Source organism: Paenibacillus sp. LRG-1 (assembly GCF_057220305.1).
Genome location: NZ_CM170126.1, coordinates 3,525,397 through 3,550,470 on the forward strand (window position 1 = coordinate 3,525,397; position 25,074 = coordinate 3,550,470).

The 25,074-nt window shown below is 47.6% G+C and carries 23 protein-coding genes; 7 read left to right on the top strand and 16 right to left on the bottom strand.

Annotated features, from left to right (window positions below; all coding sequences use genetic code 11):
• The first annotated feature begins 116 nt into the window (after window positions 1-116).
• From ACUUJN_RS15585 to ACUUJN_RS15615, 7 genes are all read left to right on the top strand, one after another.
• Window positions 117-1,298 carry a pyridoxal phosphate-dependent aminotransferase gene (locus ACUUJN_RS15585; RefSeq protein ID WP_264453645.1) on the top strand — a complete coding sequence of 394 codons (1,182 nt, stop codon included), beginning with the start codon at window positions 117-119 and terminating at the stop codon, window positions 1,296-1,298.
• A gap of 241 nt (window positions 1,299-1,539) precedes the next feature.
• Window positions 1,540-2,745, top strand: coding sequence for a glutamate 5-kinase (gene proB / locus ACUUJN_RS15590; RefSeq protein WP_028540662.1), 1,206 nt, complete (start codon window positions 1,540-1,542; stop codon window positions 2,743-2,745).
• Between the two features lie 12 nt (window positions 2,746-2,757).
• Entirely contained in the window at window positions 2,758-4,050 is a 1,293-nt protein-coding gene (locus ACUUJN_RS15595; RefSeq protein WP_418026289.1) for a glutamate-5-semialdehyde dehydrogenase, read from the top strand.
• Window positions 4,051-4,089: 39 nt separating this feature from the next.
• Entirely contained in the window at window positions 4,090-4,956 is an 867-nt protein-coding gene (proC, locus tag ACUUJN_RS15600) for a pyrroline-5-carboxylate reductase (protein WP_023989119.1), read from the top strand.
• A complete protein-coding gene (locus tag ACUUJN_RS15605) occupies window positions 4,953-6,164 on the top strand; it encodes a 2,3-diketo-5-methylthiopentyl-1-phosphate enolase (RefSeq protein WP_264453644.1) in 1,212 nt (403 codons plus the stop codon). The genes proC and ACUUJN_RS15605 overlap by 4 nt, the downstream gene beginning before the upstream one ends.
• Entirely contained in the window at window positions 6,161-6,838 is a 678-nt protein-coding gene (locus ACUUJN_RS15610; RefSeq protein ID WP_023989121.1) for a 2-hydroxy-3-keto-5-methylthiopentenyl-1-phosphate phosphatase, read from the top strand. Before ACUUJN_RS15605 ends, ACUUJN_RS15610 begins: the two co-directional genes overlap by 4 nt.
• Window positions 6,839-7,495 carry a methylthioribulose 1-phosphate dehydratase gene (locus ACUUJN_RS15615; RefSeq protein WP_023989122.1) on the top strand — a complete coding sequence of 219 codons (657 nt, stop codon included), beginning with the start codon at window positions 6,839-6,841 and terminating at the stop codon, window positions 7,493-7,495. It abuts the gene before it with no gap.
• 201 nt (window positions 7,496-7,696) lie between these two features.
• On the opposite strand, the gene ACUUJN_RS15620 is transcribed toward ACUUJN_RS15615, so the two are convergent.
• The 16 genes from ACUUJN_RS15620 to ACUUJN_RS15695 form a co-directional block, all read right to left on the bottom strand.
• Window positions 7,697-8,308, bottom strand: a complete 612-nt coding sequence (locus ACUUJN_RS15620; protein WP_028540656.1) for a flavin reductase family protein — start codon at window positions 8,306-8,308, stop codon at window positions 7,697-7,699.
• 163 nt (window positions 8,309-8,471) lie between these two features.
• On the bottom strand, window positions 8,472-9,254 hold the full coding sequence (locus ACUUJN_RS15625; RefSeq protein WP_484668695.1) for a hypothetical protein: 783 nt from the start codon (window positions 9,252-9,254) through the stop codon (window positions 8,472-8,474).
• Between the two features lies 1 nt (window position 9,255).
• Window positions 9,256-10,521 (bottom strand): multi-tm2 domain protein, encoded by a 1,266-nt coding sequence (locus tag ACUUJN_RS15630; RefSeq protein ID WP_069079757.1) that lies wholly within the window; start codon window positions 10,519-10,521, stop codon window positions 9,256-9,258.
• Between the two features lie 93 nt (window positions 10,522-10,614).
• On the bottom strand, window positions 10,615-11,085 hold the full coding sequence (locus ACUUJN_RS15635; protein ID WP_023989126.1) for a hypothetical protein: 471 nt from the start codon (window positions 11,083-11,085) through the stop codon (window positions 10,615-10,617).
• Entirely contained in the window at window positions 11,082-11,756 is a 675-nt protein-coding gene (locus tag ACUUJN_RS15640; protein ID WP_305954142.1) for an RNA polymerase sigma factor, read from the bottom strand. The genes ACUUJN_RS15635 and ACUUJN_RS15640 overlap by 4 nt, the downstream gene beginning before the upstream one ends.
• A gap of 136 nt (window positions 11,757-11,892) precedes the next feature.
• Window positions 11,893-12,621, bottom strand: coding sequence for a DnaD domain-containing protein (locus tag ACUUJN_RS15645; RefSeq protein WP_049828339.1), 729 nt, complete (start codon window positions 12,619-12,621; stop codon window positions 11,893-11,895).
• Window positions 12,622-12,624: 3 nt separating this feature from the next.
• Entirely contained in the window at window positions 12,625-13,920 is a 1,296-nt protein-coding gene (asnS, locus tag ACUUJN_RS15650) for an asparagine--tRNA ligase (RefSeq protein ID WP_013310674.1), read from the bottom strand.
• Between the two features lie 132 nt (window positions 13,921-14,052).
• Complete coding sequence (locus ACUUJN_RS15655) at window positions 14,053-15,249, bottom strand: acetate/propionate family kinase (RefSeq protein ID WP_023989129.1); 1,197 nt, start codon at window positions 15,247-15,249, stop codon at window positions 14,053-14,055.
• Entirely contained in the window at window positions 15,246-16,118 is an 873-nt protein-coding gene (locus ACUUJN_RS15660) for a 3-hydroxyacyl-CoA dehydrogenase family protein (protein ID WP_023989130.1), read from the bottom strand. The genes ACUUJN_RS15655 and ACUUJN_RS15660 overlap by 4 nt, the downstream gene beginning before the upstream one ends.
• Window positions 16,119-16,254: 136 nt before the next feature.
• Window positions 16,255-17,757, bottom strand: coding sequence for an AAA family ATPase (locus ACUUJN_RS15665; protein ID WP_338532510.1), 1,503 nt, complete (start codon window positions 17,755-17,757; stop codon window positions 16,255-16,257).
• Window positions 17,750-18,283: a hypothetical protein gene (locus tag ACUUJN_RS15670; protein ID WP_053325660.1), complete on the bottom strand. Its 534-nt coding sequence runs from the start codon at window positions 18,281-18,283 to the stop codon at window positions 17,750-17,752. The genes ACUUJN_RS15665 and ACUUJN_RS15670 overlap by 8 nt, the downstream gene beginning before the upstream one ends.
• A gap of 542 nt (window positions 18,284-18,825) precedes the next feature.
• The gene (locus ACUUJN_RS15675; RefSeq protein WP_075154387.1) at window positions 18,826-19,350 is read right to left on the bottom strand and encodes a cell wall elongation regulator TseB-like domain-containing protein; all 525 of its coding nucleotides are present in this window, start codon (window positions 19,348-19,350) and stop codon (window positions 18,826-18,828) included.
• A 37-nt stretch (window positions 19,351-19,387) separates the two neighbouring features.
• Window positions 19,388-20,689 carry an amidohydrolase gene (locus ACUUJN_RS15680; RefSeq protein ID WP_484668696.1) on the bottom strand — a complete coding sequence of 434 codons (1,302 nt, stop codon included), beginning with the start codon at window positions 20,687-20,689 and terminating at the stop codon, window positions 19,388-19,390.
• Window positions 20,676-21,329: a redox-sensing transcriptional repressor Rex gene (locus ACUUJN_RS15685; protein ID WP_013310684.1), complete on the bottom strand. Its 654-nt coding sequence runs from the start codon at window positions 21,327-21,329 to the stop codon at window positions 20,676-20,678. The genes ACUUJN_RS15680 and ACUUJN_RS15685 overlap by 14 nt, the downstream gene beginning before the upstream one ends.
• A 44-nt stretch (window positions 21,330-21,373) precedes the next feature.
• Window positions 21,374-24,241: an ATP-dependent DNA helicase DinG gene (dinG, locus tag ACUUJN_RS15690; RefSeq protein ID WP_023989136.1), complete on the bottom strand. Its 2,868-nt coding sequence runs from the start codon at window positions 24,239-24,241 to the stop codon at window positions 21,374-21,376.
• A gap of 157 nt (window positions 24,242-24,398) precedes the next feature.
• Window positions 24,399-25,031: a tetratricopeptide repeat protein gene (locus ACUUJN_RS15695; protein ID WP_023989137.1), complete on the bottom strand. Its 633-nt coding sequence runs from the start codon at window positions 25,029-25,031 to the stop codon at window positions 24,399-24,401.
• Window positions 25,032-25,074: the final 43 nt, after the last annotated feature.

Consider the following 25,074-nt stretch of genomic DNA (forward strand, 5'->3'; position numbering starts at 1 on the left):
CATCATAGCCCGATCAGTCTGGATTACGCAACCATGCAAGCTTAATTCCCCCTATACAACTCGGTAAAATCGTGATAGATTATTTCTTAAACTATTCCAAAAGGTCGTGTGAATTGATGACTCATTTTTCTATTCCCTCCGCTGACGTCATGAAACAGTTACCCACTCAATTTTTTGCCACACTTGTACAAAATGTAAACCGTGAAATCGCGGCGGGGCATGATGTCATTAATCTCGGACAGGGGAACCCCGACACGCCCACTCCTTCTCATATTGTAAAAGCTTTGCAGGAATCAGCGGATAACCCGCTGTATCATAAATATTCGCCATTTCGCGGTTACAGCTTTCTTAAGGAAGCCGTTGCCCAGCGCTATCAGGAGGATTACGGTGTGACGCTCAACCCTGAAACCGAGGTCGCCATCCTGTTTGGCGGAAAAACGGGTTTGGTTCAGCTGCCGCAAGTCTTACTCAATCCCGGGGATGTGTGTCTCGTCCCTGATCCCGGCTACCCGGACTACTGGTCTGGTGTAGCCTTGGCTAAAGCGGAAATGTCTTTTCTTCCATTAAAAGAAGAGAACCGTTTTCTGCCCGATTATGAAGCCATTTCCGAAGAAGACCGCCGCCGCGCCAAGTTAATGTTCCTTAACTATCCGAATAATCCAACCTCGGCAACGGCTCCACTTTCCTTTTACGAGGATACAGTTGAATTCGCGCAACGTAACGGTATTGTAGTTGCCAGTGATTTCGCCTATGGCGCTATTGGATTTGATGGCGAACGTCCGGTAAGCTTCCTACAGGCTGAGGGTGCTAAAGAGGTGGGGATTGAGTTCTATACCTTGTCCAAAACGTACAATATGGCGGGCTGGCGTGTTGGTTTCGCGCTCGGTAATGCCGAAATCATCTCGATGATTAATCTCCTACAGGATCATATTTATGTAAGCTTGTTTGGCGGCATTCAGGCAGCGGCGGCGACAGCCTTGACGGCCTCGCAGAACTGCGTAGGCGAGCTGGTAGCCCGCTATGAATCACGCCGTAACGCTTTTTATGATGCACTTGGGCAAATAGGCTGGAAGGCGACGCGCCCAAGCGGCTCCTTTTTCAGTTGGTTGCCTGTGCCGCAGGGCTATACTTCCACTTCTTTTGCCGATCTGTTGTTGCGGGAAGCCAAGGTGGCTGTTGCTCCAGGGATCGGCTTCGGGAATGGCGGCGAAAGATATGTGCGAGCGGGACTGCTCAGCTCAGAAGCTCGACTGACCGAGGCGGCTGATCGAATTGGCAAGCTAAACCTGTTTGGTTAAGCCGTATTTTCCAGCTACAACTTCTTTGCCAAACCTGGTCTTTTCGTGGTATTCTGTATCCAATATCATTTAGCGCGTTGAAGGGACTATTAAGAGAGACTCGGTCCTGTTCAGAGAGTAAATTCCGATAGGCTGCAAGAATTTACCTGGACTCTCTCCCAACTCCTATCCCCGAGCGTCCTGCGCAATCAGGCGGTCCCTGCCGTTAACAGGTTTCAAGTGGGATGATCATGAATCATCAATGAAGGTGGTACCGCGGAAGCACAAACTTTCGTCCTTTGCATACAAAGGATGGAAGTTTTTTTGCATTAAAAAGAGTAAAATTAAGGAAGTGGACGTCTTGTCAACACGAATCGTCATTAAAATCGGAAGCAGCTCTCTAACTGGAGTGGAAGGTGGCTTGAATCGGGAAGCCATCGCTTATTTTGCCCGGGAAATCAGCTTGCTTCGTGCAAAAGGTCATGAAGTGCTGCTGGTTACATCAGGTGCAGTAGCCGCCGGATTCAGAGAGATTGGGTACCCGTTTCGCCCTAAGCTACTGCATGAAAAGCAAGCGGCAGCGGCTGTTGGCCAAGCTCTTCTCATGCAGGCCTATGAGCAGGCTTTTAAAGATTTTGACCTAGTGATCGCGCAGGTTCTACTGACCCGTAGTGACTTTTTGAGCCGCAAACGGATGAATAATGCCGGAATGACCGTAGAAGAATTGCTGCGCCAGCAGGTTATCCCGATCTTTAACGAAAATGATACTGTATCGATTGACGAATTGAAATTCGGCGATAATGATATGCTGTCCGCGCTGGTTGCCAATCTGGTCAAAGCTCAGCATCTGATTATCATTACGGACACCGATGGCGTATATACGGCAGATCCGCGCAAGCATCCGAATGCCGTACGTTTTGAACGTATCGAAGAAATTACAGAGGAGATTTATGCATTAGCTGGAGGTTCTGGATCGTCTGTAGGTACTGGCGGCATGCGATCCAAGATCGAAGCTGCCAAAGTCGCTACACGCGGCGGTGTGCCTGTATATGTGGGACGTGTAAGCGCGAATGGCGATCTAAACGCAGCCGTCGAAGGACACGGACCGGGAACTTATTTTGACACTCACCTCTCTTCACTTCCGATGAAAAAACAGTGGCTTGGATTTATGTCCACCCCTCTGGGCGCGGTGCATGTAGACGAAGGGGCCGAGGAAGCGTTGGTTCACGGAGGACACAGTCTACTTCCGGTTGGCGTACGACGTGTCGAAGGCAGCTTTCATGCCGGAGATGTCGTTGAGGTGCTCGGACCGGAAAATAAAGTTTTAGGACGCGGCATCGTCAATTATGACGATGAACAGCTACGAATTGTACAAGGATTATCCAGCGGCGAGGTTGTGGGCAAAATCGGTCCCATTCACCGGCTTGAGGTGATCCACAGGGATGAATGGATTACATTATGTATGTAGGGAGGCCGTAACATGAGTGATTTAACGACTAACACAGCTACAACCGAGGAGAATCAGTTTAGCGAAGTACGAACCAAAGCCAATCTTGCCAAAAAAAGTGCCGGGGTCATGAACCGCCTGACTACAGCACAGAAAAACGAAGCATTGCTTGCTATGGCTGAAGCTCTAGTAAATCATACTGAAGAGCTGATTGCAGCAAACCATAATGACCTGAAACATGGACGGGAACAGGGAACATCCGAGTCGCTGCTCGACCGCCTCAAGCTGACCGAGGACCGAATCGGAGCTATTGCCGAAGGATTACGCCAAATTGTGGCACTGCCTGACCCGGTCGGCGACATCCTTGAGCAAATTGAACGTCCAAACGGTCTGAGAATTGAGAAGATACGTGTGCCGCTGGGTGTCATCGGCATCATATACGAAGCGCGTCCAAATGTAACCGTGGATGCCGCGGGCCTGTGCTTGAAAACAGGCAATCCGGTTGTGCTACGCGGTGGTTCAGCCGCCCTCTTCTCCAACCGCAAGATTATCGAAGTACTCCAGCAGGCACTAGACGCAACAGCTGTGCCACGCGAGGCGCTTCAACTTATTGAAGATTCAGACCGTGCCTCGGTCAACGAAATGCTCACCTTGAACGGCTTGCTGGATGTAATTATTCCACGCGGCGGGCGTTCACTCATTCAAAATGTTGTTCAGAACGCTACCGTACCTGTCATCGAAACCGGAGCTGGTGTATGCCATACCTTTTTGGACGCTACAGCGGATGCAGCAATGGCCGAAGCGATTACGCTGAATGCCAAGGTGCAAAGACCGTCCGTGTGTAACTCGATGGAAACATTGCTCGTACACTCGGATTATGCAAAAGCACACTTAACAGGATTGGCAGAACGCTTTCGTGATGCGGGGGTTGAGCTACGCGGCTGTGCACGCACACGAGAATTGGCCCCTTGGGCTATTCCTGTTACAGAAGAGGATTACGGCACCGAGTATAATGATTACATTATGAACATCAAGGTCGTAAACAATTTGGACGAAGTACTGGAGCATATTGCCCGTTACGGTACGATGCATTCTGAGTGTATTGTCACCGAGGACAAAGCCCATGTCGAGCGTTTTCTGCAAGAAGTGGACGCGGCAGCCGTGTATCACAATGCATCCACTCGCTTCACGGATGGCTTCGAGTTTGGGTTTGGTGCCGAGATCGGAATCAGCACACAAAAATTACATGCCCGCGGCCCAATGGGATTGCCTGCCTTGACTTCAACCAAATATCGCGTGTACGGTACTGGACAAATCAGGGAATAATAACATAAATCAATCTGTATCCTTGGAGGTTATGAATCTATGTGTGAATCACAAACAAAGGTTTTAATTAATGAGCAAATTACATTTTTCGGGGCAGGATCAATGGCAGAGGCTATTATTCGCGGAATGACGGCTCGTTCTGTCGTCAAACGTAGTGGTATTACCGTCATCAACCGCAGTAATCAGGCTCGCCTTGAGGAACTTCAAAAGCAATATGGAGTCTTGTTCCAAACCGAGGATGCCGCCAAAACCGAGCTTCTGCGTCGTTCTCCGGTCATTGTGCTTGCCATGAAGCCCAAGGATGCTGCACAAGCACTTGGGCAACTCGGCCCACTTCTGTCTGATGAGCAGCTGATTATTTCGGTAATCGCAGGATTGTCCATTCGTACGATGCAAACGTTGCTGGGTCGCAAGCAGCCGATCGCACGGACGATGCCCAATACATCCAGCTCAATTGGGCTGGGAGCCACAGGCATTAGCTTTTCCAAGGAAATCAGCGAAAACCAGCGTAAAAACGTGCTTACGATGTTCGAATCTGTAGGTACGGTAACGGTTATAGAAGAAGAGAAAATGGATGTTTTGACCGGGATATCTGGAAGCGGCCCTGCTTATGTCTACTACCTGATGGAAGCCATGATTGCCGGGGGAATCCGTGGTGGCTTGACCCCTGAGCAAGCGCACGAACTAACGGTGCAAACCGCGCTTGGAGCGGCACGCATGGTGCAGCAAACCGGAGAGGAGCCTTCTGCCCTTCGCCACAAAATCATGTCTCCTAATGGCTCTACGGTAGCTGCATTGGAAATGCTGGACAAAGGTGACTTCTACGAAACGGTGATTGCGGCGGTGCAGCGGTGCGCTGAACGATCCCGCGAGATGGGAGCTGTACTCAAGGAGGGAATTGAATGAGCTATTGCTTGGCGACCTACCGGGTATACGATGACAAAGCCGATTTTAACCAAAAGGCCCAATCTATTGCCATCGGCATGACGGTGGGCAGCTGGACTGAGCTCCCGCAAGCCAAACGGGACGCGATGCAAAAGCATCTTGGCTCGGTTCATTCTGTGGATATTTACGATGGAGGTCCCGGTGAACGGTACGCGGACCTGACCATCGCTTACCCGGATGTCAACTTCAGCCGAGACATTCCTGCTCTGCTGGTCACAGTCTTCGGCAAAATTTCGATGGACGGCCGAATTAAGCTAACGAAGCTGGGTTTCTCGGAAGCATTCCGCTCTGCTTTTCCAGGACCGAAATTCGGTATCAGCGGCTTGCGCGAACAGCTTGGCGTGTATGATCGTCCCCTGCTCATGAGCATTTTCAAATCTGTAATTGGCCTCAATTTGGACGAACTTCGTGAACAGTTTACCCGGCAGGCTCTCGGTGGCGTTGATCTGATCAAGGACGACGAGATCTTGTTTGAAAACGCGCTGACGCCGATTGAAAAACGTGTCGAAGCCTGCATCAAAGCCGCCGAAGCGGCTGAGCGTGAAACCGGTAAAAAGCTGCTGTATGCCGCTAATTTAACGGGGCCGACCTCGCAGCTTAAGACGCAAGCTCTCAAGGCCATTGATGCGGGTGCCAACGCGTTACTGTTTAACGTGTTGGCCTACGGTTACGATGTGCTACATGAACTTAGTAGCGATCCTGCCGTCTCGGTGCCGATTGCAGCCCATCCTTCGTTGGCGGGAGCTGCTTATCCATCGCCGCATTATGGTATTTCGGCGTCCGTCCTACTCGGTCAGCTTATGCGGCTGGCTGGCGCTGACCTCGTCCTCTTCCCTTCTCCCTACGGCTCAGTGACGATGCCGCGTGAGGAAAACATGGCGATCCGCGATGAGCTGATCACCCCTGATCTACCGCTGAAGGCCAGTATGCCGGTCCCTTCCGCAGGGATTCACCCGGGCCTCGTGCCGTTAATTGTACGTGACTTTGGTACTGACGTTGTTGTCAACGCTGGGGGCGGGATTCACGGTCATCCGCTGGGTACAGACGCTGGTGGGCGCGCCTTTGTGCAGGCGATTGAAGCGGTACAGCAAAATGTCCCTCTGGCAGAATACGCCCGTACTCACCCCGAGCTGCAATCTGCGCTCGACACATGGGGAGGTGAACGATGAGCACAGCGAAGAAGCCCGTCATTTTTTGCGATTTTGACGGGACAATTACGAACAGCGACAATATTGTCGCCATTATGAAGCATTTTCAACCTACAGGCTGTGAGCCCATCATGCATCAGATCGTAAATGGGCATACATCCATTCGTGAAGGCGTAGGTGCGATGTTTGCCCTCATGCCTTCGGAGCAAAAGGACGAAATTATCTCATATGTACTTGGACAAGCTGGTATACGCGAGGGCTTTGCACGCTTTTTGGACTATGTACGAGAGCAGCAGATTCAATTTTTCGTCACCAGTGGCGGCATTGATTTTTTTATTGATCCATTGCTAAAACCCTTCGATATTCCACACGACCACGTCTATTGCAACGGAGCGGATTTTTCCGGGGATCGCATCCAGATTACTTGGCCGCATCCATGTGAGGAACCGTGTACAAATGATTGTGGCATGTGTAAAACGACTGTGATTCGTCAATACCCTTCCGAACAATACGAACGGATTTTGATCGGCGACAGCCTGACCGATTTTGAAGGAGCTAAAATTGCCGATCTTGTGTACTCCCGTTCGCATCTGACTTTAAAGTGTCAAGAGCTTGGCGTACCACATGTACCCTTTGAAACATTTGATGACATTATCGAGGATTTAAAGCAAAAACAGGAGCAAGGGGTGCTGTAAATGAGTTTTAACTTGGCAGACATTTCATTGGAAGAAAAACGCCGCGCACTTGAAGAACTCGCTGATGTCAAAGAACTATTCGCATCTCGCAACTGGTTCCCAGGCACGAGCGGCAATTTGTCGATCCGAATTGGTGACTTTCATCCCGAACAATTTTATTTTGCAGTCACCGCCAGCGGCAAGGATAAAACCAAGCGTACTCCGGAAGATTTTCTATTCGTAGACCAGTACGGAAAAGCGGCAGAAGCGACAAACCTCAAGCCAAGCGCAGAGACGCTTATACATTGTGAAATTTACCGCCTAACAGGCTGCGGAGCCGTTTTTCATGTGCATACCGTGTTTAACAATCTGATTTCCGAATATTACGGTGAGCAAGGCGCTGTACCTATCCAAGGTATTGAGCTGATCAAGGCTTTTAACATTTGGAAAGAAAATGCTGCCATTGATATTCCTGTGCTGCCTAATTACGCGGATATTGCCTCGATTGCCAAGCTCGTACCTGGTGTGCTGAATGATCAGGTGCCTGGAATTTTATTGCGTAACCACGGCATTTATGCGTGGGGCCGTGATGTATTTGAGGCTAAAAAGCATTTGGAGGCGTTTGAATTTTTGTTTGAAACGACCTATCGCTCCCTGCTGCTGAAAACTTTGAAGTAAATAAACTCATAAATATCAAAGATGCGTATCCTTATTTGTAAAAGTAGTCATTGAATATCGAGAACGGAGCCTAAGCGATAGCACAGGAACGTTCTCTTTTTTTATAATAAGGGTATTTCTATTCTACTAGCGACATAAAAGGAAATATGATGAATAAGAATCCTCCTGATATAATTTTGGATATGCTGTAAAAAAACGCCCCTATTGGGGACGCTCCAGCGTGAATTGCTCTCCTAGCTTCGCATAGTTGTTCCCAGCCAAACGACTTACTGGACGCAACTCCTTAGCAATCACATACGTATTTTGATACGCTTCCTCGGACAAATGATACTGCACTACGCGTCCGATTAACAGATCACAGGCAGGTGTGTCCTCCTGACCTCCCAACGGTATAACCTGTTCCAGAATACATTCCATACGTATTTTCGCTTCTGCCACACCGGGAACTTCGATTTTTGTACTTTTGACCGGGGTAAGGCCTGCCAGTGTAACCTCACTCTCCTGCGGCAACAGACGGGAAGCCGTCACATTCACCGCTCCCACATTGTCCTCGTCTGTGATATGTACGACAAAAGCCTTATGCTCCATCGCATTACGTGCTGTATCTTTGGGTACTCCATCAACACGTTGTACGGATACAGACAGCAGTGGCGGTTCAGAAGCTACGATGGAAAAATAACTGAACGGCGCACCATTCAGCACCCCTTCGCTGCTCAAAGTCGTTACAAAGGCTACCGGCCTTGGGATGATACTTCCGGTCAACAGCTTATAATTTTCACGCCCTGTAAGCGTGTCAGGATTCAACGAAATCATTTTTCCCCTCATTTCCGATTACAATCGCTATTCGACTGCACATCATCAAGTTTCGCCTGATAAGCAAATGCACCATTAGTTAGCGACATGGATGACATCTCAGGCTTCCCTTTCAGTATCGCGTGAATGATACGAAATGTAAAGTTGGAGCCGGAAGATCTCCCTATTTTTCAATTATATTTCCTCGGCTATCGCGCACAGTAACCGTAATTCCCTCAGGTACAGCAATCGTAACATCAAGCTGCTGCTGAGTCTGCATAAACCGTGTCGGAATTTGACCCAGTAATACATACAAGGTATCGCCGATTTGCTTGGTCTGATATAAATCTTGCCCCTTTATTTCGTCCTCTTTGCCTGTGTATACATAACTCCCGAACACATGCACCTCCGGTGAGGTGGTTGCATCAATTTTGACCGCATAAGGATCTTCTCCCTGTACAATCACCTTGGTCACTCCGGCAGGCAGTTTTTCATGCCAGTCTGGGAGAAGCCTTGTTTCCTGAACCGAACTCATTATTTCTCTGACTTGCGGAGTGATCCCCAATGAACTGACCAAGGCAAATCCGATACAGCAAAAAACCAATACCGCCGTAATAAACATACTGAATAAATCATAACGAATGCGCTCACGCGTCCCTTTCCAAGCAGTATACATTAAAATTTCCAACCCCAGCAAAACAAAAACGACAGGCCACCAGGTCAAAGCCTGGTCCAGTATGCCCGCTCCCCAAAACTTGGAGGCAAACGTTATGCCCCCCAGCAGGACGAGGGAAAGTCCCATTGACAGCCTTCCGACTTTCCACACCCCTGCCGGAGCGTTTGACGCTTTAGAGGAACTATTTTTGTTAGACGATGTACCAAATATACCTGTGGAGCCTCCTCCATCGCTATGAGGATGATGGGCTCCCTTAAAGGGAGCCTCACTCTTTGAAAACTCAGTATCCATTCTATTGCTTCTCCTTTACTCGTTTAGATTTGGAATTCCCAATCATCATCCAAATACCACCGCCAATCAACAATAAGGATACGATAATCGTCCGTAGATACATGTCAACCAAATTATAAATCTCTCCATTCGGAAACAGACGATCCAGAGTAGGAACTAGTACGTTGATTAAGATGTAATAGGCGCCCAGCAATAGCAACCCCAAGCCTACCCAGCGGTGATATTGTGCAAACATACCGATCACAGGCTTGTCGATCAGCGGCTCCCGTCCATAACGGCTTACTTGCTGCAACGCATCAAAAAAGCTGTAAAACCAAACCACCGGAATCAGGAACAAAAAGAGTGAAAGATATAGCACGTCCAGTACATAGATGCCTCCTAAAAACAGAAGCATAAGCTGGAGTCCACGCTTTTGCAAACCGATATACATATGTCCAGCACCGGGAAATACCGATAAAATGGTAGCCAGCATTTTACTCCGCCGTCCCTCGACTCTTCCATGCTCCAGTTCCTCAAACAAAGTCCGGTCCTGAAGCATTTCTCCCGCTTGTTTGCGATGTACATGCTGCACCGCATCAAACATGCAATACAGCCAAATGATCGGCAGCACGCCCGCAAACGCCAAAAATCCGGATTCGTTTGTAATGCTGGTAATAAAAACGAGGATCGCTCCAAAGCCAAAGAAAGATAGCAGAAAAGACAAACCACGCTGCATCAGCCCCAAATGAAGGTGTCCCAATCCAGGAATGAACGACAGCAAAATCGTAAAAAAGCGTTCATTCTCCGATCCTTTTTGAAAAGCAGGTGATCCTGCCATACCATAGTGTCCTTGTTGATAATGGTTATAGCCCGGGCCATATCCCATTCCTGCTCCCGGTGCATCCACATCCGCGTCTGTTGCCCCCTCCGGTACCTCTCCCGTTGAACCAGCATGTCCATAAGGCCCACTTTGCGAGTAATAACCATATGGATTGGGTCCTGCATGTGGGGGATATGGAACAGCAGCTGCACGAGGATCATAACGCAACAAGCTAATAATGATATGCAGCATACTCAGCCCCCAAAAAAGAGCGGCAACAAACATACTGGCCAATAAAGGTAATTCGTCTCTTGAAATCACTGAAAAAAATAATCCTCCCGCCAGACATCCGAAAAACAAAATGGTGTATACAAACGCATTGGCTTTTCTGGTCCAGTAATAGTGACCCACACCGGGAATGATGTTCAATAGAAATGCCAAGAGCTTGCTTCTTTCCGTATAAGGCATCGCTACACTTCCTTTCTATTTATGGGATTTTGATAAAGTCCCCATTTGAAGGTTGTTGTTTGAGTTTTTTCATCTCAGCCTTTATCCGATGATTTAGGGCTTTAATTTATCGAGCCAGGTTGTTGTAGCTCGCATGACCTCTTCACTGTAAGAAACGCGTTCTTTTGGAGGAATCGGCTTTCCATCTGTTTGCGGCATCATTTTGTCAAAGGCTCCACTGGACAATAAGATCAACGTTAGGCTTGCGGCGACAACGTAGTGAAACACAGGTTTTTCAAACCAGCGGCGTTTTTTAAACAGAACTTGATTCGGTTCAGCTTCTATCTCGGGAAGAACGGCCATTACCTGATCTGTGAAGCGCTCCGTATCCATCCAGGCAGAATAATCTTTCATAGTTGACTCCAGTTGCTCCAGTGCGACAAGATATAGCATCAGCGCCTGTTCGTCTTCCAGCAGGAGCTTTTCCAGCCGGGCAGACTCCTCTATCGTGCAAGTTCCTGCAATGTAAGCATGCCAGTCATTCGATTTCCCTTCAATCCACGGTTTATCCTGTTGGTCAGTCATTGCCATTCCTCCTCCTTCCAGTGGTTTCGAATCCATAGCCGCGCCCGATAGAGCCTCGACTCTACTGTTTTTAAAGCTACCTGCGTCTCTTCTGCAATTTGGTCGTAGGTTTTGCCCTGCATATAATAGGCTTGAATAATATCCCGATGTTGCTGGGGCAACTGGGCGATTTTTTGCGATAGTTCTTCAATTTGCTCCTCGCGAATGAGACGAGCCAGCACATCCTCATCCCGGGAAGGGAGCTGTACAAGGGATTGTGCGACGTCTATAAGCTCTGCGGGTCGTCTGTCCTGTTTGCGCTTAATATCCAGCGCTTTGTGGAGCGCAATTCGGCTCAGCCACGTTTTAAAACCTTCGTTCCGGTACTGGGGGAGAGACTTGTACACCTGAACGAATGCCTCCTGCGCGGCATCTTCTGCTTCCTTGCTGTCATGCAGTACCGAATAGGCGACATGAAATACATGCTTGCTGTACAGCTCTACGATCTCACGGAACGCCTGCCGGTCACCGGACCGTATTCGTTCAATGATTCTCTCTATATCAATGACGCTCTCCCCCTTCCCAATACTATAGACGCCAGGAAATTTCCTTCCCCTGCATATTTCAAAAAAATATTTAAAAAGGACACACCCTCCTGACGGAATGGTGTGTCCTCTATCATTAAAGCCTATTTACTCGCTTTCATTTCGGCTTAGTTCACGCGCACAGGCGATATTCCAGATTGTTCTCATTGCACATTAGCCAATTTGCAGTGACAGCCTCGATACATAAGTCTACTGCTTAGCCTAAAAGGCTTAGACCGATATATCAATTGCGTCCGCCACCACGGAATCGCTGGGCGTATTCTTTGGCATCCTGTGCATTACGAACACGGTTTCGGCTCCACTCCAGCAAAATACGGTCTATATACCGGAAATGTACCTTCCCTGCAAATACCGCTTCCTTCAAAGCCAGCAAAATCAGCTCCTCGGGATACCGATCCTGATCCACCCAGCTGGTGATCGTCTCGTATTCCATCGGTGATAATGGCCGCCCGAATTCTTTCTCAAAAATCGTAAACAAATTCCGTTCTTCTGTAAGCGGGGATTCTGATATTCCATTCAGTAAATCCGGCTTTCCGGCAAACAAAATGTCATCTTCATCATGCTGCTCGTTACGCTCGGCGATCATACATTCTGCCAACTTACGATACAGCCCCGTCAAATTGTAACGTTCGAATTGTACGGATGAACTGCGGTCTTCTACGGAATCGATTCTCAAAAATCCTTCTTTCATGAGCTTACTGAAATAGAGTGCGATTTCGTTCGCAGTACATCCGATACGGGTCTGCAATTGTTCCCATGTCGGAAATTCATTACGTTCCGCTTGTTTAAAGGCAAGCAACTGCATCAGTAGCAGCATTTCACCATCTGTCAGCCGAAGTGTCCGATAATGCTTGAGCAGGGCATAGGGAATCTGGACCATTCCGGCTTCCATAGCAAAGGCTACTCCCTCCGCCCATTCTGCCGCTGATGTCTTGTCGAATGATCCGGTCATCGGTTACGGATACAAACGATACAGCATACGTGGGAACGGAATCGTTTCACGCACATGATCGAGTCCACAAATCCATGCTACTGTACGCTCCAGGCCCAGTCCAAAGCCGGAATGCGGAACGGTACCATAGGTGCGCAGATCCATATACCATTGGTAGGCTTCACGAGCCAAGTTATGCTCGTTAAAACGTTCTTCCATCAATGCTGGATCATCAATCCGTTGGGAACCCCCGATAATTTCACCATAGCCTTCAGGAGCGATCATATCGGCACACAGAACAACCTCTGGACGGGTTGGGTCTGGTTTCATATAGAATGCCTTAATGTGAGTTGGCCAATGTGTAATGAACACAGGTTTGTTATATCTTTCAGCAATCGCCGTTTCATGAGGAGCACCAAAGTCTTCGCCCCATGGGATATCGAAACCTTCACCTTGAAGGAAGGCAATCGCCTCATCATACGTAATACGTGGAAATTCGCCTTGAATTTGCTCCAGCTTCGAAACATCGCGTCCGATTGTTTCAAGCTCCTTCGCACAGTTTTTCAGAACAGATTGCACGATATGGCTTACAAACTGCTCCTGAACGCGCAAGGATTCTTCATGATCCACAAAAGCCATCTCAGGCTCGATCATCCAGAACTCAATCAGGTGACGACGTGTTTTGGACTTTTCCGCACGGAAAGTTGGACCAAAGGAATACACTTTGCCCAGCGCCATTGCCGCGGCTTCCATATACAACTGTCCGCTTTGTGTCAAATACGCATCTTCATCAAAATATTTAATGTGGAACAACTCTGTTGTACCTTCTGCAGAGGAAGGAGTCAAAATAGGTGGGTCCACCTTCGTAAAGCCGTTGCCGTTAAAGAATTCCTGTACAGCACGGATAATTTCCGCCCGTACGATCAGAACAGCACGTTGCTTGGCGGAACGCAGCCACAAGTGACGATGATCCATCAGGAAATCTACACCATGCTCTTTGGGTGTAATCGGGTAGTTTTCGGTCAAATGAATAATTTCAATGCCTGTAACCGTTAATTCAAAGCCCGATTGGCTACGCGGTTCTTCACGCACCACTCCAGTAACGTAAAGGGAGCTCTCTTGAGTCAAGGATTTGGCGTCATTCCAAATATCCTCGGACACTTCGCTTTTCACGATAACCCCTTGAATATACCCGCTACCATCGCGCAGTTGCAGGAACTGAATTTTACCACTAGATCGTTTATTGTTTACCCAAGCGCCGATTGTAACCGTTTCCCCTACATGGCGGCCCACTTGGGCAATCGTACTTTTATTCGTCATGACCGTCTCTCTCCTCTTAACCGAAAATCAAACAGCCCTTCCCCCTGGGTCAGGCTGTTTGCTCTCGCTGTTTGGTGCATGCGGAACTCAAACAATAGTCCGCATGCATAAAGTTTACACTTTCGAACCGAACTACTGAACCAAACGGAACGTGTCGCGGGCAATAACCAGTTCTTCGTTCGTTGGAATGATCAGTACTTCTACCTTTGAATTTGCAGTTGTAATCCGACGAGGCTCGCCAGAACGAATAGCATTCAACGATTCATCCAGCTCGATACCGAGGAATGTCAATTGCTCCAACACTCTCTTACGCAGAACGATGGAGTTCTCGCCTACACCTGCTGTAAATGCAATTACGTCTACTCCGTTCATTGCGGCAGCATACGATCCAATGTATTTGCGCAGACGGTATTCATACATTTCGAATGCCAATGTAGAATTAGCTTCGCCTTTTTCCATACCTTCTGTGATTTCACGCATGTCACTGCTGATACCGGAGATAGCTAAAAGTCCACTATGCTTGTTCAACATGGAATTGACTTCATTGACAGTCAATTCTTCTTTGTTCATGACATAAGGTACGATTGCTGGGTCCAAATCACCACTACGAGTACCCATCATAAGACCTTCCAATGGAGTCATACCCATGGAAGTATCAACAGACAAACCGCCTTGAACTGCTGTTACACTACCACCATTACCGATATGACAAGTGATAATCTTCAGGTCTTCCAAAGGACGACCAAGGAATTTGGCGGCTTCCTTACTTACAAAATCATGGGAAGTGCCGTGGGCACCGTAACGACGAACCTTATACTTATTGTACAACACTCTTGGAATGGCGTACATATAAGCTTTTTCAGGCATAGTTTGATGGAACGAGGTATCAAATACCACAACCTGTGGTACATCTGGCATATTCAATTCAGCCGCTTTAATCCCCATCATGGAAGCAGGGTTATGCAGTGGCGCCAGGTCAAACAAGCGACGGATTTCACTCTTCGCTTCAGGCGTTACAACTGCTGACTGTTTGAAGATTTCGCCTCCATGAACCACACGATGGCCCACAGCCTGAATTTCACTAGTACTGGAGATTACACCATGTTCAGCATCTGTGAGTACGTTCAGCACTTTACGGATGGCTGTAGTATGTTCCAAAATCTCGCTAACTTCAGTGTATTCTTCTTTATTGGTTGGCTTATGCGTCAGAATGGAGGAATCCATACCGATGCGCTCTACCAATCCTTTTGCCAGAACGGACTCGTCCGTCATATCATACAATTGGTATTTCAGGGAAGAACTCCCTGCATTGATTACGAGAATTTTCATATCCGGTCACCATCCTTGTCGTACTTAAAGAAGCCTTCGCCCGATTTCACGCCCAGATTACCTGCACGCACCATTTTCTTCAGTACGATGGACGGACGATATTTCAATTCGCCGAATTCACGGAACATACGCTCCAGAGCAGCCAAAACGGAATCCAGACCAAAGCGGTCAGCCATTTCCAAAGGGCCGCTTTGGAAGTTATATCCGATTCGCATAGCGTCATCGATATCATCAGCGGAAGCCACGCCTTCTTGAAGTACATGGGCCGCTTCGTTAATCAGCAGACAGATAATCCGGCTTGTTACGAATCCAGGAGATTCATAAATCATGACTCCTTTTTTCTCCACTATCTCTTCCACGAACATTTTAGTGTTTTCAAATGTATCGTCCGAAGTTTTCAAACCACGAATAATTTCTACAAGATCAATACGGGATACTGGATAAATAAAGTGCATACCAATAACACGCTCAGGATACTTGGTCGAGCTAGCAAGCTCGGTCAGGCTCAGCGTGGATGTATTACTTGCAAGAATAATATTGCTTGGACACACATGGTCTAGCTCTTGGAACACTGCTTTCTTCTCGTCCAGATTCTCTGTAATAGTCTCAATGACCATATCACAGCTGCCGAGCTCCGCTAAATGGATTACTTTTTGAATACGGGATAAGATCAATTTTTTCTCAGCTTGAGTAATTGCCCACTTTTCCAGTTGTTTGTCCAGACTCGTTTCAATCATATTGTAGGCGTAGTCTAGTTTCTCTGGTGTCTGCTCTACCAGCAGCACATCGATTCCTTTGGACGCGAGCATTTCAGAAATCCCCTGTCCCATGGTGCCGCCGCCGATGACGCCGATTTTTTTAAATTGCATGATTCTTTACTCCACCCTTTCCTGGTCACTCTCATATATTGTATCCTTCTTTGTCGAAAAATACATGTTTATGTCCCAATAGATAATAATATCTTAGCACGGACTAAAAGTAAAAAAAAATAACCAGCATAAAAAATTATGCTGGTAATAAAGCATTTTCACTAAATTGACATCTAAATTGGTCTCCAGACAGAGTTTCTTCCTTCATCAGGATGTCAAGTGAGTTGTCGAACACAGGACGATGCTTTTCCAGCAGCTCCGAAGTTCGGGTATGCAGGTCAGCCATTATCTCGCCATTTTCCCGCATGAGTTCTTCTTTGGTTACCATTTCCATGTTAATAATGCCAAGTGAAGTCAAACCGGAAGTCATCATCGTATGGACGATGTTCAGCGCCTGCTCAAAATCATTACTTGAGCCGGTACTGCGACCGCCATAGTACATTTCTTCCGCCGTAGCCCCTGCGAGCGAGATCATAATTTGCTCCTCCAGGAACTGCTTGGTGTATAAATAATGCTCTTGCTGTGGATTGTGGCGCACATAGCCAAGCGCTTTCCCACGAGGGCTAAGTGCTACCTGGCTTACGCTACCGGGACGAACAATTTCGGCCATAATAGCATGTCCTAGTTCATGAATCGCTACACGTTTTTTCTCTTCCAAGGTCGATTCTCGGTCTGTCTTTTCACCCATCATCACTTTGTCAATTGCCATCGACAGATGCTTCTGCGCAATCATTTTCTGATCCTGTCTCATCGCATAGATTGCCGCTTCATTCATCACGCTCTCCAGCTGTGCGCCGGAAAACCCGTAAGATTCCTCAGCAATTTTGTCCAGATTTGCATCTTCCTGAATCGGTTTGTTTTTGGCATGAATTTTTAGAATATGAAGACGGCCCTTCTTGTCAGGCAGATCCACTTGAATATGACGATCAAAACGCCCTGGACGCGTTAAGGCGCTGTCCAGCATTTCTTTACGGTTTGTTGCCGCAATGATCAAAATCCGCGGTGTATCTGCGGAATAAATACCATCCATTTCTGTCAGTAACTGATTCAAAGTCTGATCATATTCTCGTTGCTGTCCACCCTCACGTTTACCACCAATTACATCGATTTCGTCAATAAAAATAATTGCATTTTCCTTCTTTTCCTTGGCTGCACGAGTACGCGCCTCCCGAAACAACTCACGGACACGACCCGCTCCAACACCAACGTACATTTCAACAAATTCACTACCTGAGGCTGCAACAAATACAGAATTAGTGTAGTGTGCCGCTGCCTTCGCCATCAGCGTTTTTCCTGTTCCCGGAGGACCAGTGAGCAAAACGCCTTTTAATGGACGGATACCAAACTTGGAAATTTCATCATGTCGATTCAAAAAATCCAGGGCCTCGCGCAGTTCCTGCTTAGCGCTTTCTTGCCCACCGATTTCCTCAAAAGTCAGCTTGTCCGGACCATTTTTTTTACGTTTACGCTCTTGCCCAGCACCTACGGCCAAACCGCCACGCGCATGCATAAGCATTAACAAGCCGCTGAACATCACGCCAGCAACCAGAAGAGGGATAATATTTACCCCAATAAAAACGAGAAATATAATGGTTACCGGCACAATGCCGATTAATATTTCCTTAATCCATCTAGGCATTAGGCCATACCCCCATTTGCTGAGATTGACGTGGCAAAACGATAAACTTGGTCGCTTTACCTTCGCTGAGTCGGATATAGACATTGTTCGAATCCATGTCGGTATCAGCTTTGATACCCGTCTTTTTCTTTTTCATCTGCTCAACTGTAGATGAAATTTGAGTATACTTTTTATTTTCCATCGCTTCGGCCACAGGAAACATAGCCTCAGACCACCATTGATTCAGTGCTGAATTGGAACGATCTGCGATATCCAACTTAATGGTGCGGCTGCCAATGATGGATTGTCCTTTTTGCTTAACCACATCGACCAATCTGGCCACATCCGCCTGCGGTTTGAGATCTAGTTTCAATACAACCTGATCCTGTTTAATATCTATTTGAGCGCTTGTCACGCCTGGATATTGAGATACCAGTTTTTCCAGAGGACTTTGCATTGTAACCTGACGGTAAATGAACCATCCCCCAAATAGCAGCAAAGCTGCCAAAACTGCCGCCACAACGATAGGAACTACACGCAATTTCAAACAACATCCTCCTCTCAAAATGTAAAACCCAGAAGAAACGGGACGAATGTCAACAAACAACCAAATTGCATGATCTTATAGTGATCAGCAATTCTTTTTTCTATCATTTTTGTCTATCACTTATAAAATATAGTATATCATAACGTATATCTAATATCGAAGGCAATGTGTGGAGGAGTTGTGATGAGGCAAAATCTTTGGTTATGGTGGAGGCGAGACGCTGCGTGTAGGATTTGATCTTACGATCGCTGTTGCCACCGGATTTTTTCGATTAGATTCTTATGGGGAAAATCCGGCGGCAAAGGCGAACGCTCCGCTTCTCCAGATTCAAATCCTCCACTCCGCTATTGCCCGCCACAAAGATGAATTTGACCTAGGAGAGAAGATGGATAGGTAAAGATGCTTCACTGGCTTTCAGCCAGCTTTACGGCATAGCAAAACCAAAAGACGTAAATACGAATTTTGTCGTATTTACGTCTTTTTCTTGAGCTTTTAATCATTTACTAGTCATTCATTCCACATTTGCCAATCCTCACACCAGCTCAGTTATTGGGCAAAGTATATTTCACACCCGTCGCTACCCCATCTGAGAAACGATAAAAGGTGTAGTAATGATGACTTCCATCATCGTAAAACAACTGCCACACATATTCGCCATTGAACACACTCGGCTGAAGCCTTACAATTTTTGCACCTGGAAGCTGCTGCTGAATTATTGCCGTCATTTTTTGCTCATCGACTCCGTTCTTCAGCAACTCGGTGTGAACACCGCTATTATCTGCGGCAGGTACGTTAGGTTGTCCTTCCACTTTTTGAAAAGGAACCCACACCATTATATTTTCATTCTGTGCATTTTTCCCTTGAACCACCCAGTATACCTGATCCCACACAGACTTCCATGTTTGAGTCGTGCTAACCAGACCACCTGATTGCTTGGCCTTAATGATAGCAGCATTTTCCTCAGCCACCTGGTCTTGAGTAACATAGGAATAATACCAGAAAATGCTGATCAGGATCAGTATCACGGCCAAAATGGCGACCGCTATCCACTTTTTCTTATTTTTCAAACCCGTGCTTCCTCTCTAAGGGGATGTGACACCTAAATTAGCGCGACAGCAGCCCTTCAAAGGCGGCTTGTGCCTCATGTTTGATACGTTCCTCGTCCATAGTCAGGCATTCGCCGTTTTTCACAACCTGGCGACCGTCTACCCACACATGAGCCACGTCCTTGGCGCTTGCAGAGTATACCGCATGGGAAATAAGATCTGTACGCGGCAAGAAATGTGCCTGATTCAGATCCAACGCGATAAAGTCAGCCTTGTTGCCCGCTGCCAACGCTCCTACTTCTTTTAAACCAATCGACTTTGCACCGTATTCTGTTGCAAGACGCAGCGCTTCACTTGCAGGAACTGCCGTAGGGTCACCGGATACACCCTTGTGAATAAGTGCCGCCAGACGCATTTCCTCGAACATATCCAGGTTATTATTGCTGGCAGGACCATCCGTTCCGAGAGAAACAGTAACCCCTGCACGCAGCAATTCAGGCACTCTGGCCACACCACTTGCCAGCTTCAAGTTGCTACCAGGATTGTGCGAAACCGCTACACCACTTTCAGCCAGTAAAGCTATTTCTTCGTCGTTCAAATGAACGCCATGGGCAACAAGCGAAGGACGGGAGAAAAAGCCAAGCTTATCCAAATGTGCAACTGGACGCAAACCGTAGTCGCGTATGTTTTGCTCCACTTCGGCGATCGTCTCAGACATGTGCGTATGCAGTGGCAAGTCCAGATCATGCGCAGCTTGTACGAATTTTTCAATAAACGCAGGTGGACATGTGTATGGCGCGTGCGGAGACATCATCGTTGTAATACGCCCGTCTGCTTTACCATGCCAGTTACGCGCAAAAGTCACGGCCTCAGCCAGCTTGATTCGCTGTTCTTCTTCCGAGCATAGTCCAATTGCTCCACGCATCAGACTTGCACGAATACCTGACTCTTCAGCTACACGAGCCACCTCATCCATATGATCGTACATATCCAGGAAGGTCGTTGTTCCACCTTTCAGCATTTCCAGCACAGACAAGGACGTACCCCAGTACACGTCCGTAGATGTAAACTTGGCTTCCATAGGCCACATTTTCTCCTGAAGCCATACTTGAAGTGCCAAGTCATCTCCATGCCCACGCAGCAGAGACATCGCCGCATGACCATGAGTATTAATCAGACCAGGTAAAAACAATAGCCCCTTACCATCGATCGCTTCCGTCTCTTCCTCACCCGCAGGCAAAGTCTCGCCAATATAAGTAATACGGCTATCCTCCACAATCATAAAACCATGGACTACCCCAGCTTCTGATCCATTTACGGCAAAAGAGCCGTTTTTAATCATCCATTTATTCACTGTCATATTGTGTTTCTTCCTTTCCGTCCTCCAAATAATAAGCGAGGCTAAGCAAATCAGTTGTAAAGTCTGTGGCATGAATCCGAATGTTGGCCGGTGCCTTGAGAGTAGTCGGTGCAAAGTTCAGGATCGCTCCAATTCCGCTCTCAATAAGCCTGTCAGCCACGTGCTGTGCTTCAAAATCAGGTACGGTAATAATCCCGATTCGAATGTTTTTTTCTTTCACAGTCGCTTCCAGTTCATCCATCGGTTGAACGACCAATGTATTGATCTTGGTCCCTACCTTATCCGGAAACGCATCAAATACTGCGACAATCTTCATATTGTCTTTTAAATAAGCGTTATAATTCGAAAGGGCTTGCCCCAGATTACCCGCACCGACCAATACGACATTAATTTGCTGGTCGATTTTCAGGATATGGCGTATTTTCTCAATTAGATAAGAAACATCATAACCGATACCCTTCCGACCAAAATCTCCAAAATAGGCGAGATCTTTACGGATTTGGGCCGGGTTCAAATCTAGCCTCTGTCCCAACTCTTGAGAAGAGACCGTAGCCACCTCCCGTTTGTGAAGTGCATTCAGATAACGTAAATATACGGGTAACCTCCGTACGACAGCCTCTGAAATTTTATCTGATTTCATACTTGCTCCCCCTAATTGTAACGAACATACTTAGTGTCCGTCCGTTATGCCTCTGTCTCCGGGGCGGATTGGAGCCATTCGGCGATGCGGGGCACCATTTGCTCCGATGGCATATGCTCCATTTTTGGTCCCGGTAACGAGTACAAAAAGTGCTTTCCGTAATAGGATTCGATCACACGCGTATCGTAAACGATAACGACCCCGTGGTCGCTCGCTGTACGTACTAACCGACCAAATCCCTGTTTGAAGCGAATGACCGCTTGTGGTACAGACAGCTTCATAAATGGATTCTTCTTCTGCTGCTGAAGCAGCTCGCTTTTTGCCTCCAGCAACGGGTGATTCGGCGGTTGAAACGGCAAGCGAACAATGGCCAGACAAGTCAGAGCCTTTCCTGGAATATCGACGCCTTCCCAGAAGCTGCTGGTTCCCAGCAATACAGAAGCTTTGGCTTCCTGAAAACGGCGGGTTAGCTTGCTGCGACTCCCACTGTCCACACCTTGTCCCAGCACAGTAATTTCGCTGGATGCTAAGGCCTCTTTGAGCGGCTCATACACTTGCCGGAGCATCCGATAGGAAGTAAACAGAACGAGCATTCTCCCCCGCGTCGCCTGAGCAGTCGCTCCTAGAGAGCTAACGAGCATATCTACAAAGTGTGCATCTCCTACACTGCCCTTCACGCTTGGGAAATCCCGTGGAATGACCAGCAACACCTGATCCCTGTAATTAAAGGGTGACGGGAGCTGCGAAGTCATCAGCCGCTCTTGATCTGCGGCCTCCTGCAAGCCGAGCTGATCGATCATGTACTGAAACGACTTATCTACCGATAAGGTAGCAGACGTCAGAATAATGCTTCTTTTTTTGTCAAAAAACATTTCTTTCAACTGGCGGCTCACATCGACGGGCACCGCATAAAATTGCAATGATTTACTACGGAATTGCCCACTCGCTTCGAGCCAGTATACGGTTGTTTCATCATCGAGTCGGATAAAAAAGCGCAAATTTTCTCGGATTCCCGCCAAATCCTTGAGCAGACCCGTGATATCTGTAATAAGGCTATCTGCCGCATAATCGTCATGTTCTTCCTTGACGTCCAGCATCAGCTTGTCGCCCTTGCGCAAAATTTCGCTCATCGTTACATATAGCTGATTTTCCAAAGCCCCCGCCTGATCCCACTTTGCAGGCTTGGCCGAAGGTTTGAGACGGGAAGAAAACTGTCCTGTTTCACCCGGTGTCGCATCGCTTCGCTCTGGCAACATGCCAAACAGCTTGTCGCTTAGCAGGTCCCAAGTTTCCTTAACCTCTAACACGAGCGGATACAGCTGGTCGATGGTTGAGGCCCAATCCGCCGACTTCTCGTGCCCCGATTTCGCCAACTGTTGACGAAGTGAAGGCAGTTGTCCATTCTTGCTGTCTTTGAACAGTCGCGTCAGTGTATGCACGAGTGTGAAATATTTCATATGCATACCTAGGTGCTTACCAGCTACTTCCTCCAGGTGATGAGCTTCATCAATCACCAGATGTTCATAGCTCGGCAACAACTGGTGACTGGCTTTGACGTCTGTGAACAACTTAGAGTGATTCGTAATAACGACATCCGCTATTCCTGCTTCATGGCGTGCACGATGATAATAGCATTTGCGGAACCATGGACAAGAACGACCAAGACAGGACTCTGAATCACTCGCCACCGTTTCCCAGAAATCCCCTCCACGGTTGCTCAGGTTTAGTTCTTCATCATCACCGGTTTCTGTTAGCGTCAACCAGACGATCATTTGAGCCGCTGTAATTAAATCTTCCTTTGGTGTCGCGAAGTCTCTTCTGTTTATTTTATGTTCAAACTTACGCAGACACAAATAATGTCCCCGACCCTTGAAAATAGCAGCCCGGAATGGAAACGGAATCACCTTGGTCAGCATCGGAATGTCGCGCTCGCGTAATTGCTCCTGCAGGTTGATCGTATGTGTACTTACCATAACGCGCTGTCCTTTTTTTACACTGTGATACAGCGATGGGAGCAAATAACCGAGAGACTTTCCTGTTCCTGTACCTGCTTCGATCAGCAGATGCTTGTCTTCACTCAGTGCCTGATTTACACCCTCAATCATCTGTATCTGCGCCTCGCGCTCCTCATATTGGCTCAAGGATGAACGCAAATTGTCCCGCACATCATCCATGTACTCCTCAAAGGAAACACCTGAAAGTGGATTCGGGTCATCTTCTCTACGCGGTGCAGCTAGCTCCGTCCAATCTTCCACTTTTAGCGCAAGTTGACGAAAAAACTGATGTCCCTCCAAATCCTGAATAGGATCAAGCTCTTTCTCTTCACGCACCCCATCAAGAAACCATCCAAGGTCACTGTCTTCCTCTGCAAACAAATCACTAAGCCGCTGTATCGTTATCAGAGGTAATGCTTGAAGCTCACCCAGACACTTTAAAAACACCTCAGCCGTAGCCAACGCGTCGCTGTCTGCTTGGTGAGGGCGATCATGCGCCAGCCCGAACTCAGAAGACACAAAACCCAACTGATACGAAGATAGCGATGGAAACATAATTTTCAGAAAATCCATTGTATCCAAGATTCTTCCGCTAAACGGCAAATATCCGCACCGATCCAGAGCGTTTTGCAAAAAATTAAAATCAAACGCCACATTATGACCGACCAGCACAACATCGTCCAGCATAGGCACGAGCTCCATCATCATTTCTTCAAGTGCAGGAGCATCCTTGACGTCATCGTCTGTAATTCCGGTCAATCCAGTGATAAAAGGTGGAATAGATCTGCCAGGGTTCACATAAGAGCCGTAAACACGGGAAATGCTGTTATCATGATCTATAATTGCAAGTCCGACTTGAATGATGTCATCCGCGGACTGGGTGCCTGTCGTTTCAAAATCCAATACCGCAAATTTCATTCGGGCTTAATCCTTTCTTATGACACTTACAAAAATAATAACTCTATATATTAGCATAGCAGAAGATCGCCTGTTTGGAAATTAAGACAGCCAAAAAAGACGATGCACACGCCGCCTGAGGAGGTGGGCATGCATCGTCTTACTCGGTGTCTGACAACTACATCCAGGTCATCATGGAGCTGTCGTATCGAAGCATTTCGGTACCGGACAAACAGGCTTCCATATTGTGCAGCGGCTCGGGTAACGCAGGATCGAACTGATGTGCGAGAGCAAAACATTTTTGCGCCTCCTCTACGTCAGCCTGCTTTGCCAACAGACAGCCTAGCGCATTATAGATGACCGCCTTTAGTCCTGCCTGCTCAGTCAGGTCCAGCACCTTCTGAAAATGGCATACAGCCTCTGCTGGATCATCTAGTTGAAAATAGGCCATTCCCATATACATGCGACTCTGCCAGCTGTTCGGAAAATGCTGTAGTACCTGCTCAAATTGTTGGATCGCCTCAGGGTACATGAGTAATCGATAATACCCTTGCCCCCGATTAAAAGCTGGCAGCTCTTTTTCAGGCAGCTCCGTGTCAGACATATCGGTCTCCGCGGAAAACCCAGCCGCACGCAGGCAAACCATTTTTTCCTCAAAGGCCAGCCACTCATCCATAATTCCGTCACTCATTCTCCGCAGCAGACTCCAGTGCTGTAGCAGCTCCTGCCTGCGGGAGCCCTGGGCTGATGGGTAATGCTTCACGATATCATCTAACATGCTGTTCATTTCTGCGAATACATGCTGGAACATGTGCATCCCGCCCTTATGAAAGATGGATTAATACACTCACATT